12 protein-coding genes and 1 pseudogene are annotated in these 14,892 nt (G+C 70.4%); 7 read left to right on the top strand and 6 right to left on the bottom strand.

Annotation, left to right across the window (positions count from 1 at the left end):
- Positions 1-824 (bottom strand): annotated as a pseudogene (locus C7C45_RS34670) (hypothetical protein); the annotation flags it as partial.
- 614 nt (positions 825-1,438) lie between these two features.
- Here C7C45_RS34670 and C7C45_RS00400 point away from each other — a divergent pair.
- A complete protein-coding gene (locus C7C45_RS00400) occupies positions 1,439-3,232 on the top strand; it encodes a glycoside hydrolase family 6 protein (protein WP_110561710.1) in 1,794 nt (597 codons plus the stop codon).
- Between the two features lie 121 nt (positions 3,233-3,353).
- Here C7C45_RS00400 and C7C45_RS00395 read toward each other — a convergent pair whose 3' ends face one another.
- The 5 genes from C7C45_RS00395 to C7C45_RS00375 form a co-directional block, all read right to left on the bottom strand.
- Positions 3,354-3,740 carry a hypothetical protein gene (locus C7C45_RS00395; protein WP_110561586.1) on the bottom strand — a complete coding sequence of 129 codons (387 nt, stop codon included), beginning with the start codon at positions 3,738-3,740 and terminating at the stop codon, positions 3,354-3,356.
- A gap of 83 nt (positions 3,741-3,823) precedes the next feature.
- On the bottom strand, positions 3,824-4,132 hold the full coding sequence (locus C7C45_RS00390) for a hypothetical protein (protein WP_110561585.1): 309 nt from the start codon (positions 4,130-4,132) through the stop codon (positions 3,824-3,826).
- A gap of 16 nt (positions 4,133-4,148) precedes the next feature.
- Positions 4,149-5,807: a sodium:solute symporter family protein gene (locus tag C7C45_RS00385; RefSeq protein WP_110561584.1), complete on the bottom strand. Its 1,659-nt coding sequence runs from the start codon at positions 5,805-5,807 to the stop codon at positions 4,149-4,151.
- Positions 5,808-6,048: 241 nt separating this feature from the next.
- Positions 6,049-6,969 (bottom strand): hypothetical protein, encoded by a 921-nt coding sequence (locus C7C45_RS00380; RefSeq protein WP_110561583.1) that lies wholly within the window; start codon positions 6,967-6,969, stop codon positions 6,049-6,051.
- Positions 6,970-6,980: 11 nt separating this feature from the next.
- Positions 6,981-7,571 (bottom strand): hypothetical protein, encoded by a 591-nt coding sequence (locus tag C7C45_RS00375; RefSeq protein ID WP_110561582.1) that lies wholly within the window; start codon positions 7,569-7,571, stop codon positions 6,981-6,983.
- 332 nt (positions 7,572-7,903) lie between these two features.
- Here C7C45_RS00375 and C7C45_RS00370 point away from each other — a divergent pair, with 332 nt between their 5' ends.
- From C7C45_RS00370 to C7C45_RS00345, 6 genes are all read left to right on the top strand, one after another.
- The gene (locus tag C7C45_RS00370) at positions 7,904-10,282 is read left to right on the top strand and encodes a sensor histidine kinase (RefSeq protein ID WP_110561581.1); all 2,379 of its coding nucleotides are present in this window, start codon (positions 7,904-7,906) and stop codon (positions 10,280-10,282) included.
- Between the two features lie 11 nt (positions 10,283-10,293).
- Positions 10,294-10,716 carry a roadblock/LC7 domain-containing protein gene (locus tag C7C45_RS00365; RefSeq protein ID WP_110561580.1) on the top strand — a complete coding sequence of 141 codons (423 nt, stop codon included), beginning with the start codon at positions 10,294-10,296 and terminating at the stop codon, positions 10,714-10,716.
- Positions 10,706-11,092 carry a DUF742 domain-containing protein gene (locus C7C45_RS00360; protein ID WP_110561579.1) on the top strand — a complete coding sequence of 129 codons (387 nt, stop codon included), beginning with the start codon at positions 10,706-10,708 and terminating at the stop codon, positions 11,090-11,092. Before C7C45_RS00365 ends, C7C45_RS00360 begins: the two co-directional genes overlap by 11 nt.
- Positions 11,073-11,681 carry a GTP-binding protein gene (locus tag C7C45_RS00355; RefSeq protein ID WP_110561578.1) on the top strand — a complete coding sequence of 203 codons (609 nt, stop codon included), beginning with the start codon at positions 11,073-11,075 and terminating at the stop codon, positions 11,679-11,681. The genes C7C45_RS00360 and C7C45_RS00355 overlap by 20 nt, the downstream gene beginning before the upstream one ends.
- An 87-nt stretch (positions 11,682-11,768) precedes the next feature.
- Positions 11,769-12,806 (top strand): lactonase family protein, encoded by a 1,038-nt coding sequence (locus C7C45_RS00350; protein ID WP_110561577.1) that lies wholly within the window; start codon positions 11,769-11,771, stop codon positions 12,804-12,806.
- Between the two features lie 157 nt (positions 12,807-12,963).
- Positions 12,964-14,721, top strand: a complete 1,758-nt coding sequence (locus C7C45_RS00345; protein WP_110561709.1) for a substrate-binding domain-containing protein — start codon at positions 12,964-12,966, stop codon at positions 14,719-14,721.
- Positions 14,722-14,892: the final 171 nt, after the last annotated feature.

The following is a 14,892-nucleotide window of genomic DNA, read 5'->3' as shown; positions in this document are numbered from 1 at the left end:
TCGGACTCCCGGCCCTTGTCGGAGCCGTACTTGTCCTCGTCCTTGGACTCCCAGTCCTTCTTGTCCTCGTCCTTGGACTCCCAGTCCTTCTTGTCCTCGTCCTTGGACTCCCAGTCCTTCTTGTCCTCGTCCTTGGACTCCCAGTCCTTCTTGCCTTCGTCCTTGGACTCCAAGTCCTTCTTGTCGCGGTTGTCCTCCGCGTCCTGGGCGTGCTCCTCGCCCTTCCAGTCCTTGCTGCCCTCGTCTTCGGAGACGTCGGCGGCGGCGCCGCCACCCTGACCGCCTTCGGCGTAGGGCTGCGAGTCGTCCTTGCCCTCTTCGTCCTTGCCTTCTTCGTCCTTGCCGTGCTCGTCCTTGCCCTTGTCGTCCTTGCCCTCTTCGCTCTTGCCTTCTTCGTCCTTGCCGTGCTCGTCCTTGCCCTTGTCGTCCTTGCCCTCTTCGCTCTTGCCTTCTTCGCCCTTGCCGTGCTCGTCCTTGCCCTCTTCGTCCTTGCCGTTCTCGTCCTTGCCCTTGTCGTGGTCGTAGGAGTCCTCCTCCTCGCCCCACTCGCGGTCCTCGCCCTGGTCCTCGTGGGCCGGATCGAGCTTGACCTTGCCGGTGACCTTGGACCACACGTACGCGTGCTCCTGCCGATCCGGGCAGATCTCGAGGAGCTTGACCTCGTCGCCGGCCTTGACCACGTGGGGCTTGGCGTAGACCTTGCCGTCGCGGTCCGTGCCGTCGTCGTGGCCGTTGGCGTATGCGATCCCCGGTGCGAACACCAGGAGCGACGCGCCGCCGAGCGCGGCGCCCGCAACGACCTTCCCGAGCATCTTCTTAGCCATGACCTGCGTCACTCCATCCCTGTTGTCCTGAGCCCGGCGACAACCGAGCTAAGACCGACGTTAGACGGTTTCATGACTTATGAAGGGAAAGATTCGTGTTTTGACCTTTGGTCCGGTAAGCGATGAAGGGGTGCTACGCGGCTTTCAGCGGGCCGAGCGTCGTCTCTGGTGGCGGAGGCCCTTGCGGGTGCCGCGCGGCCTTCTGCGCGGGTCGCGCCTGCCGGCCTCGCCATCCGGTACCGCCGGCGGCGGCCCCGTAGCGGGCGCTCCGACGTGCTCGGGGGGTATCGTCCGAAACGGGGACACGGGTGACCCCTGCCGCAACACATCGAGCCATTGCCATGGAAGCGCTCCCATGCAAGAATCGGCGCACGCGGTTCGCAGAGCCACACCGCGCAGGCAGGCAGTCGAGGGCACCCGGTTTCACCGGGGCGACATCCCGCCGCCGATCGACCGGCCGTTGCGTCGGTCGTGCACCGCCACCACCACCGCCCGTCCGGGTCGGGCGCCCCCAAAAGATTCCCGTGGCGCCGGAGGCCGTCCGTGCAGGACGCCCACCGGGCCGTCTCGCCGGGCCGTACGCGAGCCCGGTCTCGCCCAAGGAGATCAGTGGCATGAATATGTGGAGAAGGCTTTCCGGCCCACGCCGGGGCCTAGCGCTCGCCGGCGCGGGCGTCCTGGTCGCCGGCGGGTTGGTGACGATCCCGGTTACCGCGGCGCAGGCCGCGACGCAGTGCGACGTCGCCTACTCGAGCAACGACTGGCAGGGCGGTTTCACCGCGAACGTCACCATCAAGAACCTCGGCGACCCGGTCAACGGTTGGACGTTGGGCTGGACCTTCCCCAACTCCAGCCAGCGGGTGCAGCAGGGCTGGTCGGCCGAGTTCACCCAGTCCGGCAGCCAGGTGACCGCCCGCAGCCTGTCCTACAACGGCAACCTCGCCACCGGCGCGTCGACGAGCATCGGCTTCAACGGTGCGTGGAGCGGCAGCAACCCGAAGCCGACCTCGTTCACCCTCAACGGCGTGGTCTGCAACGGCGGCACCACCAACCCGCCGACCACGGTGCCCCCGACCACGGTGCCTCCGACCACGGTGCCTCCGACCACGGTGCCTCCGACCACCGTGCCCCCGACCACCACGCCGCCGGGACAGAAGGTCGACAACCCGTACGCCGGGGTGCCGGGTTACGTGAACCCGGAGTGGAAGGCCAAGGCGAACGCCGAGCCGGGTGGAAGCCGGGTGTCCAACAACCCCACCGCCGTCTGGCTGGACCGGATCGCCGCCATCAACGGCACTCCGAACAGCAGCTCGAACGGCGCGTTCGGGGTGCGGGAGCACCTGGACGAGGCGCTGCGCCAGGGCGCCGGCTACATCCAGTTCGTGATCTACAACCTGCCCGGCCGGGACTGCTCCGCGCTCTCCTCCAACGGTGAGCTGGGCCCGGACGAGCTGCCCAAGTACAAGGCCGAGTACATCGACCCGATCGCAGCGATCCAGGCCGACTCGAAGTACCGGAACCTGCGGATCATCAACGTCATCGAGATCGACTCGCTGCCGAACATCGTGACCAACACCTCGGGTCAGCCGGGCGGCACGGTCATGTGCGACACGGTCAAGGCCAACGGCGCGTACGTCAACGGTGTCGGCTACGCCCTGGCCAAGCTGGGCGCGATCGGCAACGTCTACAACTACATCGACGCCGGCCACCACGGCTGGCTCGGCTGGGACTCGAACTTCGGCCCGACCGCCGACATCCTGAAGACCGCCGCGGTGGCCTCCGGCAGCACGGTCAACAACGTGCACGGCTTCATCACGAACACCGCGAACTACTCGGCGCTCACGGAGCCGTACTTCAAGGTCACCGACAACGTGAACGGCCAGACGGTGCGGCAGTCCAAGTGGATCGACTGGAACTTCTACGTCGACGAGCTGTCCTTCGCCCAGGCGTTCCGTACCAAGCTGATCTCGGTCGGCTTCAACTCCAACATCGGCATGCTGATCGACACGTCCCGCAACGGCTGGGGCGGCTCCGCCCGGCCCACCGGCCCGGGTGCGACCACCAGCGTGGACACGTACGTCAACGGTGGTCGGATCGACCGCCGGGCCCACGCCGGCAACTGGTGCAACCAGGCCGGTGCCGGTCTCGGTGAGCGGCCGCGGGCGAACCCGGCGACGGGCATCGACGCGTACGTCTGGGTGAAGCCTCCGGGTGAGTCGGACGGCTCCAGCAAGGAGATCCCGAACAACGAGGGCAAGGGCTTCGACCGGATGTGTGACCCGACGTACGGCGGTAACGCCCGCAACGGCAACAACCCGTCGGGTGCGCTGCCGGACGCGCCGATCTCCGGTGCGTGGTTCTCCGCCCAGTTCCAGGAGCTCATGCGTAACGCGTACCCGGCGCTCTGACCGGATCGCCTCCGCACCCACCCGCCGCCGGCAGTAGGTGAGGCACTGCCGGCGGCAGGTTCCCCCCGGGTCCCCGGCCCGACCGTCAACGGTCGGGCCGGGGACCCCCCTCATGGCCCGGTCAGGGCACAGTGCGCTCGATCGCCGCCCGGCCCTGCTCGGCCAGGTCACGGCGGGCCTTGTCCAGATTCTCCGGGGTGAGGTCCTGCCCGCGGGCCATCACCAGGTCCTCCGGCTCCCAGGGTTGCTCCGCTCCGGTGCGGATGTTGTCCCCGCCCGCGCCGGTGCCCGTCCCGGTCGCCCCGGTGCCGGCGGCGTACGGGTCGCCGATCAGGTCGTCGGTGTCCGGCGCGAGGTCGTCCGGTCGGGTGCGGGGCTCGGAGAAGGCCGGGGTGTCCTGGTCGGGGCCACCGCCGGTCCGTAGCTGCGTCACGGTGATGTCATCATCCACCGCCGAGGCCACCTCCGGGCTGTCCTCCAGCGGCGGTTGGCGATCGCGATCGGTCATGGTGTTGCCTCCTGCGTCCGACACGGTGCCTGATGCCCCTCGCGTACCCCCTCGGGCCGTGCTCATGCAGCAGGGGTCACCGGTCAGGTGCCGGGTTGCTGCTCATTGGGGGACGGCGGTTCCGCCGGGCGTCGCCACTGCCAGAGCAGCATGAGCAGGCCGAAGACGAGCATCACCAGCCCGGCCCACAGGTTGATCCGGACACCCTGGGCCTTGTCGATCTCGGCCGCGCTGTCGAAGATGCCGATCAACGTCACGATGATCCCGTACGCCACGAAAAGGCCACCGATCACCCGACGGATGTCGAACAACCGGGCGGCGGCGGAGCGGCGCTGCTCCGCCTGCGTCTCGTCGATCAGCGGGTCCTGTGCCGGCTGGTCGTCGTTGCTCATCTGCCGAACCCCTTTCCTAGAAGACCGGGATGTAGAAGAGGGCGGCGAGCGCGACCGCGATCACGCCGAGCAGCACGGGGGAGCGGTACCAGACGGCGTCCCCGGCGAGCACGTCGCCCTTCAGGTCGACGCCGCCCATGCCGTAGACCAGCCCGCGCAGCTCCTCGTCGCGCTTGGGTGCGGTGAGCGGGGTGATGGTCGCGGTGACCACTACCGCCGTGACGAATGCGAGACCGGCGCCCCAGAAGCTCTCCTCCAGGTCGGAGTTGAAGTCGATGACGCCGCCCTTGTAGAGCAGGTAGAGACTGAGCGACACCAGGGTGCCCAGCAGCAGTGACCAGAAGCCGGCCAGCGCGCTCATCCGCTTCCAGAACATGCCGATGATGAAGGTGGCGAAGAGCGGCGCGTTGAAGACGGAGAAGAGCGCCTGGATGTAGTTCATGATGTTGCTGAACCCGGCCGCGATGAACGCCGTACCGATGCCGACCACCACGGCGGCGACCGTGGCCCACCGACCGACCCGCACGTAGTAGTCGTCCGGCCGGTCGCGGCGGATGTACGCCTGCCAGATGTCGTAGGTGAAGACGGTGTTGAAACCGCTCACGTTGGCCGCCATGCCGGCCATGAACGAGGCGAGCAGTCCGGTGACGGCCACCCCGAGCACGCCGTTGGGGAGCAGGTCGCGCATGAGCAGCGGGATCGCGTTGTTGTACTGCAGGTCGCCGCTCTCCGCGCCGAGGCCCTTCACCGTGACCAGGGCCACCAGGCCGGGGATCACCGTGACCAGGGGGATGAACAACTTCGGGTACGCGGCGATGATCGGCGTACGCCGGGCGGCGCTCATGTTCTTCGCGGACAGCGCCCGCTGCACCTCGGCGAAGTTCGTCGTCCAGTAGCCGAACGACAGGACGAAACCCAGGCCGAAGACGATGCCCAGCCACTGTGCGCCGAGCGGGTTGGCGGTGCTGCCGGTGTCCTGCCAGGCGTGCAGGCCGGCCTCGCCGAGCTTGGAGTCGCGTACCGCGTCCATCAGACCGTTCACCCCGCCGACCTTGACCAGGCCGATCACGGTGACCGGGATGAGGCCGGCCAGGATGACGAAGAACTGGAGCACCTCGTTGTAGATCGCGCCGGACAGGCCACCGATGGTGATGTACGCCAGCACGATCGCCGCGCCGACCACGATCGCGGTCCAGAGCGGCCAGCCGAGCAGCGCCTGCATCACCAGGGCCAGCGCGTAGAGGTTCACCCCGGCGATCAGCACCTGGGCGACGGCGAAGCTGAGCGCGTTCAGCAGGTGGGTGGGTCGGTTGAACCGGAGCCGCAGGTACTCCGGCACGCTGCGGACCTTTGACCCGTAGTAGAAGGGCATCATCACGATGCCCAGGAAGACCATCGCCGGCACCGCGCCGATCCAGTAGTAGTGGACCGTCATGACGCCGTACTGCGCGCCGTTCGCGGCCATACCGATGATCTCCAGCGCGCCCAGGTTCGCCGAGACGAAGGCGAGACCGGTCACCCAGGCCGGCAGGGATCGGCCGGAGAGGAAGAAGTCGACGCTGGTCCGGATCGCCCGGCGCGCGGCGAAGCCGACCCCGAGGACCGTGACGAAGTACAGCGCGAGAATCAGATAGTCCAGGCCGTTCATGTTGAGCCGAAGACCGCCGCCGTCCATCTCCGTCACCCCTCGTCCCGACGTCCGTGCTGGTTTGGTGCGCGCGCGCCCTACTACCCCTGCGCGGACGGTTTCACGCCTCAACGCGGATTGGGCTGTTTTCTGTCGGATTGAGGTGGTTTAGTGGGGTCGGTCGATCGCGACAGCGCGTCGCCCGGCGGCCGTGTCGCTCAGCTGCCACCGATCTCCCAGACCAGGAACGCCCCGGCCAGTCGGCCGGGGCGTTCTGGGGTTACGTCGTTCAGCGACCCAGCACGCGGTCCAGGAAGTCCCGGTAGCGGCGTACCGCCACCCGCAGTTGCTCGGTGTCCGCCGAGCCGGCGTCCTGCCAACCGCCCAGCGTGTTCTTCTGCGCGGCCAACGCCGAGGCGAGCGCCTGGATCGCCTCCTCCACCAGCGACTGCGCCTCGCCCGCGGCGGCGTGCGGATCATCGACGAAGCGCAACTGCACGTCCCGCCAGCGGTCCCGGAAGCCCTGCGCGGTGTCGGTGTCCAGAAGTGTGGCCGGCTCGGCCGCGACCGTCGACCCGGTGGGACGCGACGTTCCGGCGGCCCCCAGCGACGTGTCGTCGCCGTCGGGGGTGACCGGCTCACCGTCCGCGTCCGGGTCGACCATCTCCGGTGTCGCGCTGCCGTAACCGGCCGCGCCGGCGGCCACCGCGTCCGGGTCGGTCCCCGGGGCGGCATCCCGACGATGCAACTCGGCCGTGGGGTCGGCCCGCAGACCCTCGCGCTCGCCGTCCTCGGCACCGTCGCCCGGCTGGGCCGTCCGCTCGGCCCGGGGGTCCGGCTGATCCTGCGGGCGTGGGCTGGCCAGCGCGGAGGCGGCCACGGCGTCGGCCACCGTGGTGGCGCCGAACGTCGTCGGCAGCGGCCCTGGCTCGTTGAAGCCACCCTCGTCGGCGGACCGGTCGTCGCGCCGATGGCGCGGGTCGGAGTCGCCGGCCGGCTCGTCGTCGGCCGGGTCGTACGCGGCATCCCGTTCGGTGCCGGTGGTCTGTTCTCCGGCGACGGCCTGGTCGTCGAAGGTGTCCCGGTCGTCCAGGGTGTCCTCGGGAACGTCCGAGTGGCTGGTCCGGTCGCCGGCTGGCGGTACCGGAACGGGCGCGGACCGGACGGCCTCCGGATGGTCGTTGCTCACCTGCTGCTCTTCCTGGCGCATCGGTGGCCTCCTCAGCGGCTCGTGGCGTCGTGGTCCGGGCGGTGGCGCTGTTCGGGCGTATGGCGGCCGGTCGGCTCCTCGCCGAGCAGATCGGCGAAGAGTGCCCGGTAGTGCACGACCGCCTGCCGCAGCTCCTCGGTGCTGGCCTCGCCCTGGGAGTTGCGCAGGTGGATGTCGTGCGCGTCGCGGTAGTTGGTCAGCGTGCGGGCGTGTTCGACGGAGAGGTGGGCGATCTGGTCGGAGAAGTCCCCGGTCGGGTAGCCCTGCTCCTCGATGAGCCGGGTGACCAGAGCGTCGGCGTCGCCCACCGTCTCGCCGGGCGAGTCGATGAAGCGGACCTGGAGTTCCTCCCAGGCGGCGCTGTAACGGGCCCGGGACTCCGGGCTGAGTGGGGTGAGCGTGAGCTCGGCGTGCCGGCGTTCCCGGTCGCGCAGTTCGCGCTCCGCGGCGGACCGGCTGTCCTGCTCCGCCACCACCCGGTCGTACTCCGGCCCGAATCGGCTGCGCAGCGCCCGACGGCGGCTGAGCAACCGGGCGGCCACGGCCAGCACCGCGACGAGCACGAGCACGAGCACGATGACGATTACCTGCGTGGGCGACATGGCTCCTCCTTCGTCACCTGGTATTCCCTCCGCGCACTGATCGCCAATCCCGATCCGGGACACTTTCCTCGCCAGTCGCCTAACTTGACTCAGTCCAGAAAGTGCGCCCGAGGGGTGCTGCGCTTCCCGTCAGCGGGGCGCTCGCCGTTGCCCCTCCGGCTTGTCTCGCAGCGTCGATGTTGGCGCGACAGGCGGTAGTGCAACGGCCCTCGATTACGTATCCTGCCCAAGGCGCCCGCGCCGGTGCCCGGCGTCCGGCCGGGCGCGCAGCCGGCCGGCGCGTTGCCCGGCGGTGCCGGCACCCCCTGCCACCCCTGTACGGGCGAGGTCTGATGAAAACCCGCGACTGGCCGATCCGTTCGAAGCTGACCGCGTTGGTCGTCGCGCCGGTGACCGCGCTCCTGGCGCTGTGGATCTTCGCGACCACGTTGACCTTCGGTCCCGCCCTGGACCTGCTCTCCGCCCGCACCCTGCTGTACGACCTGGGCCGTCCCGGCGAGGCCGTGGTCACCGAGTTGCAACGGGAACGCCGGCTCTCGGTGGTGCAGCTCGCGGGCACCACCGAACTGCCCGCTCTCGCCGAGCAGCGCGAGCGCACCGATCGGGCGATCGCCGAGCTGCGCCGCCGGGTCGACGGGGAGGCCCTGCGCGACGCAGCGGACGACCTGCTGGAGACCCGCGTCGACCAGCTGGTCACCGCCCTGGCGGCACTGCCGGCGGGGCGGGACTTCATCGACGACCGCAAGGTGGACCGGGCCGGCGCGATCGGCCTCTACAGCGGCATGGTCTCCGCGGCCTTCCAGGCGTTCGCCGGCATGGCGACCCTGACCGACCCCGACCTCAACCGGCAGGCACTGGCGCTCACCGCGTTGGGTCGCTCCCGGGAGCTGCTCGGCCAGAGCGACGCGCTGCTGGCCGGCGCGCTGACCGCCGGGCGGTTCGCCGAGGGCGAGCACACCCAGCTCGTGCAGGCCATCGGCAACCAGCGGTGGCTCACCGAGAGCGCCGTGGCCGACCTGCCGGCGGCCGGCCGGATCGCGTACCAACGGTTGACCGAGGGTGAAGCGTTCACCCGGCTGCGCACGATGCAGGACGCGCTGGTCGCGGCCAACCGGTCCGGCCGGCCGCCGGTCGACGCGGCGGCCTGGCAGGCCAGCCATGACGCGGTGCAGCAGCAGTTGCGCGACTTCGAGTTGGCCGAGGCCGACGGACTCACCGACCGCTCGGTGCCGATGGCGGTCCGCATCCTGGCACGGCTCGCCGCCGCCGGTGTGCTCGGGCTCGTCGCCGTGGTGGTCTCGGTGCTGGTGGCGCTGCGGGTCGGCCGCACCCTGGTCCGGCGGCTCAGCGGCGTCCGCAGCGCCGCGCTGGAGCTGGCCGAGCACCGTCTGCCGGACGTGGTGACCCGGCTGCGGCGTGGCGAGCAGGTCGACGTCGCCCGGGAGGCGCCACCCTTGGAATACGGCCACGACGAGATCGGCGAGGTCGGGCGTGCCTTCACCGAGGTGCAGCGCACCGCTGTCCAGGCCGCGGTGGACGAGGTCACCCTGCGTCGTGGGCTCAACGAGGTCTTCCTCAACATCGCCCGACGGAGCCAGAGCCTGGTGCACCGTCAACTGCACCTGCTGGACCGGATGGAGCGCCGCGCCGAGGACCCGGACGAGTTGGCCGAGCTCTTCCAGGTCGACCACCTGGCAACCCGACTCCGCCGGCACGCCGAGGACCTGGTCATCCTCGCCGGCTCCGCGCCCGGCCGCGGTTGGCGCAACCCGGTCGCGATGGTCGACCTGATCCGCGGCGCGATCTCTGAAGTCGAGGCGTACGACCGGGTGGACATCACCGCCGCGCAGCCGGCCGGCGTGCTGGGCCGGGCAGTCGGCGACGTCATCCACCTGCTCGCCGAGCTGGTCGAGAACGCCACCGCCTTCTCCCCGCCGGACAGCCGGGTCACCGTCACCGGGGAACAGGTGGCCAACGGGTACGCGCTGGAGATCACCGACCAGGGGCTGGGCATGTCCGCCGCGGCGCTGGAGAACGCCAACGCCCGGCTGGCCAGCTCGCCCGAGTTCGACCCGGCGCAGAGCGCCCGACTCGGCCTGTTCGTGGTGGCCCGGCTGGCGGCCCGGCACAACGTGCGGGTGCGGTTGCGCCCCTCCGGGGAGGGTGGGGTGACCGCCGTGGTGCTGGTCCCCAGCGACCTGGTCACCGCCGAGCCGCCGGCCGGGCCCGACCCTGCCACGCTGGCTGCCGCGTCGGCCAACCCGGGCCGGCGGCTGGCCCACACGGCTCGCCGGGGCGCCGTGTCCCGGCCCCGCCCGCGTCCGCCCACGGTCCCGCCCGCCAGCGCGGCACCGCCCGCACCGTTCAACGGCGCCGCGACCTCGGACACGTCGCCAGTCATCGGGCTCGGCGACACGGCGTCCCCCGAGGAGCCGGCCGACGAGCTGGAGGGCCTGCCCCGCCGGGTGCGACGGCACACCCCGGCAGCGCAGCGCCGGTCGATCAGCACCGACACCCCGACGCCCCGATCCCCCGAGGAGGTGCGTCGGGTGATGGCCGCCCTGCAGGCCGGCACGGCTCGCGGACGCGCCACCGTCAGCACGCCCCCGGCGGCGGCGAAACCAGCCGCACCGGCGGGGCGAACCGACCCGGCAGTCCCGGCGGCCCCTTCCAAGCCGGCGACGAACCCCGAAACCACCGACCGCAACTGAGAGGACGCCTAGTGCGGCATTCGACGAAGCAGAGCGCCGGCCTCGACTGGTTGCTCGACGAGCTGGTGCAACGGGTGCCGGCCGCCCGGGAGGCGGTGGTGCTGTCCGCTGACGGCCTGCTGCTCGGCTGTTCGGCCGAGTTGGAGCGCTCCGACGCAGAGCACCTCTGTGCGCTCGCCGCCGGCTTCTCCAGCCTGGCGCGGGGCGCCAGCCGGCACGTGGACGGCGGCCCGGTCCGGCAGACCGTGGTGGAGATGGAGTCGGCGTACCTCTTCGTCACCGCCGCCGGTCAGGGTGCCTGCCTGGCGGTGGTGAGCGACGCGGACGCGGACATCGGGTTGGTCGCGTACGAGATGGCGATGCTGGTCATCCGGGTGGGGGAGAGCCTGGCCGCGCCGGCCCGATCGTCGGTGGGAACCGGTGATGCGGGCTGAGCCCCCCGGGCCGCAGCACGAGTGGCTGGACGGTGACGCCGGCCCGGTAATGCGCCCGTACACCCTCACCGGAGGCCGGGTACGCTCCGCCGTCGACGGGTTCAACCTGGTCGCGTTCGTGCTTGCCGAATCGGACGTCGACGCGAGTCATCCGCACCTGCTTCCGGAGCATCGACGGCTTGTCGCGTTGGCCCTCCGGCCGGTGTCGGTGGCCGACTTGGCAGCCGAGCTTGACCTCGCGGTCGGTGTGGTCCGGGTGCTGCTCGGTGATCTCCTGGCTGAGGGCCTGATCGCGGTGCACGAGCCGCCGGCCGCCGGCATTCTTCCCGACGACGACATCCTCAAGGCGGTGGTCAGTGGACTCCGTGCGCTATGACCGGGTGGGCACCAGCACCAGCACCACCATTCCGCTGGCACTGAAAATCCTCATCGCGGGAGGCTTCGGAGCTGGCAAGACGACGCTGGTGAGTGCCCTGAGCGAGGTCCGTCCGCTGCAGACCGAGGAGGTGTTGACCGGTGCTGGGATCGACACCGACGACATCTCCGGGGTGGAGGGGAAGTCGACCACCACGGTGGCGATGGACTTCGGTCGGATCACCATCAACGACGACCTGCAGGTCTACCTGTTCGGCACCCCGGGCCAGGATCGGTTCTGGTTCCTCTGGGACGAGTTGGCCTTCGGCGCGCTCGGCGCGGTGGTGCTCGCCGACACCCGTCGACTGGCCGACTGTTTCCCGTCCATCGACTATTTCGAGCAGCGTGGCATTCCCTTCGTGGTGGGGGTGAACTGCTTCGACGACTCCCGCCGTTTCAACCTGGAGACCGTACGCCGGGCGCTCGACCTGGACCCGGACGTGCCGATGGTGCTGTGTGACGCCCGGGACCGGCAGTCCGGAAAGATGGTGTTGATCTCTCTGGTCGAGCACGTCGCCCGGCAGCGCGGGGAGCCGGTGCCGGCAGCCTGAGATCCGGGCTGCAAAGCCGGTTAACGGGCGGGCAATGCGGGCAGCCTCTGGTTGGATCAGCGGAGGATGCCGGCGGAGGAGTAGGACGTGAGTGGTCAGGGTGAGGTCGTCCACATCGGGGGTTACACCGCGCAGAGTGGCGGGCGGGGCAGCGGCATCATCGCGGCCCGCCGTGACCCGACGACCGGGGCGCTGACCCCACTCGGCACGGTGGCGGCCACGCCGTCGCCCTCCTTCCTGGCGCGGCACCCCACCCGGCCGGTGCTCTACGCGGTCAACGAGCTGACGGACGGGGAGATCAGCGCCTGGCGGGTCGGGCCGGACGGCGAGTTGGATCCGCTGGGCAGCCGGTCCACCGGTGGCGCCGAGCCGTGCCACCTGGCGGTGCTGCCCGACGGCGGGCACCTGGTGGCCGCCAACTACGGCAGCGGCAGTGTCGCGGTCTTCCCGCTCGACCCGCAGGGGGTGCCCGGGGAGCGCACCGACCTGGTGGTGCACGAGGGGCACGGCCCCGACCCGCAGCGGCAGGACCACGCGCACGCCCACATGGTCAACCCGGGAGCGGGCTCCGGGCCGCTCTTCGCGGTGGACCTCGGCACCGACTCCGTCTACCGGTACGACCTGGACGACGCGACCGGGCGACTGGTGCCCCGTGCGCCGCGGATCCGCACGACGCCCGGAACCGGTCCCCGGCACCTGGCCCGGCACCCGGACGGACGGCGCTGCTACCTCGTCGGTGAGCTGGACGCCTCGGTCACCGCGTACGAGCTGACCGACGACGGCGCGTTGCACCAGCGTGGTCGGGTCGAGGCGAGCGAGCGAACCGGTCATGTCCAGCCTTCGGAGGTCGCGGTCGGCCCGGACGGCCGGTTCCTCTATGTCGCCAACCGGGGGGTGGGGACCCTGGCGGTCTTCACCCTGGTCGGGGAGCTGCCCCAGCTGGTGGCCGAAGTGGACACCGGTGGTGAGTGGCCCCGGCACTTCGCGTTGGTCGGGGAGCACATCTATGTCGCCGATGAGCGGGCGGACATGGTGCGGGTCTTCCGGCGCGACGCGGACACCGGTGTCCCCGAGGCGATCGGTGAGCCGGTGCCGGTGCCGAGCCCGACGTGTGTGCTGCCGTAGACCGCGGCGTCGAGACGCGAGGGCGGCACTGATTCGACAACGCCACGGGGCCGCTGTATCACTCTGCGTCGCCAAAAAGTGGCCAACTGTTTCTCCTCCGTAACTTTAGTCCGAACGGATGTGGCATAGACCGCACCTAGTACGCAAGATGGTCCCCGTGTCAGCAGGCCGCCATCGAATGCGTTCGAAACTCCATCTAGCAGCCGCCGCCGGGACAGCGGCGGTGCTTGTCGTCACGACCGGCGTGTGGTTCGGCTATCGGGAGTTGATCCAGCCCAGCTGCTCGGGGGAGATTCGCCTCGCTGTCGCGGTCGCCTCGGAGCTCGCGCCCGCAGTCGACGCGGCGGCGTCCCAGTGGGTCAAGGACGGCGCTGCGGTAGGCCCCACCTGCATCCGGGTTGACGTGTCCGCGTCCGACCCGGTCGACGTGGCTGCCGTGGTGGCGGCCAAGCACGGCGCGGTACTGGCCGGCGTGGGGCAGGCCAGCGGCACCGCCGTCAGCCCGGACGTCTGGGTACCCGACTCCTCGACCTGGCTGCTCCGGTTGAAGAAGGACGCCACCGCGTTCGCTCCGACCAACGGCGCGTCCATCGCACGCAGCCCCATCGTCGTCGCGATGCCCGAGCCGATCGCCGCCCGACTGGGCTGGCCGGACAAGAAGTTCAACTGGACGGACCTGCTCAAGCAGGTCAACAACACCAGCGCGCCCCTGCGCACCGGGATCGTCGAGCCGACCCGTGACGCCGCTGGCCTGTCCGGTCTGCTCTCGCTGACCGCGGCGGCCAGCGCTGCCGGCGCCGACGCCCAGCGCAGCACCGTCGGCGCTCTTCGGGCACTGGCCACCGGGCGCTCGTCGCTCCGCAACGATCTGCTGGCCCGCTTCCCGACCGCCAAGGACGCGACGTCCATCGCCAGCGGTCTCGGCGCGGCGGCGCTGTCCGAAGAAGACGTGATCGCCTACAACAGCAAGGAGCCGCCGGTCCCGCTTGCCGCTCTCTACATGGAGCCGGCGCCGATGCCGTTGGACTACCCGTTCGCGGTGCTGCCCGGCATCGAGCCGAGCAAGGCGTCGGCGGCCCGGGTGCTGTTCGAGCTGCTCACCAGCCCGAGCTTCCGCAATCGGCTCGCGGCGCAGTCGCTACGCGCGCCGGACGGCAACTGGGGCGATGGCTTCAAGGCGCCGCAGGGTGCCCCGAGTCCGTCGGGCGGGGCGCCGACCGCGTCGGCGAATGGCGGCACCGCCGCAGGGGGCCTCGACCCGGCCGCCATCCAGCGGGTCGTCTCCAGCTGGTCGATCGCCACCCAGTCCGGTCGGATGCTGGCTGTCGTCGACGTCTCCGGCTCGATGAAGGAGAAGGTGCCCAGCGCCGGCAACCGCAGCCGGGAGGAGGTCACCGTGGACGCGGCCCGCCGGGGTCTCGGCCTCTTCGACGACTCCTGGTCGATCGGCCTGTGGACCTTCTCCACGAAACTGGTCGGCGCCCGCGACTACAAAGAGTTGGTGCCCATCGGGCCGCTCTCCGGCCAGCGAGCCCAGTTGGAGGCGGCGCTCGCCACCGTCACGCCGTCCAGCGGTGACACCGGCCTCTACGACACCACGTTGGCCGCGTACCAGGCGGTCCAGGAGAACTGGCAACCTGGCCGGGTCAACTCCATCGTGCTGTTCACCGATGGCGAGAACGAGGACGACAACGGCCTCAGCCAGCAGCAGTTGCTCGCCAAGCTCAAGCAGATCGCCGACCCGGAGCGACCGGTGCAGGTCATCATGATCGGCATCGGCGAGGGTGTCAGCAAGGCCGAGCTGGAGTCGATCACGAAGGTGACCGGTGGCGATGTCTTCGTCACCAAGGACCCGAGCGAGATCGGCAGCATCTTCCTCAGCGCCATCGCGCGACGTCCGCCGGCGCCGCGCTGAGTCAACGCTCACCGAAGAAGGGGCCCGCCCTGCCGGATCGACGGTAGGGCGGGCTCCTTTTTTGGCTCCCACGCTGAGAAAAAAGTGACGGCAATACGTCCGAAGCAATCGGCCGTCATGGTTATCGGGGCAGGATGTCGACTGTTCCGGCATTGTCGGTCCGCCTCCGGT

The sequence above is a fragment of the Micromonospora arborensis genome (assembly GCF_003205615.1).
In the GTDB taxonomy this organism is placed as follows: domain Bacteria; phylum Actinomycetota; class Actinomycetes; order Mycobacteriales; family Micromonosporaceae; genus Micromonospora; species Micromonospora arborensis.
Note: the sequence above shows the minus strand (reverse complement) of the source record. Positions and strands in the feature narration are given on the sequence as shown.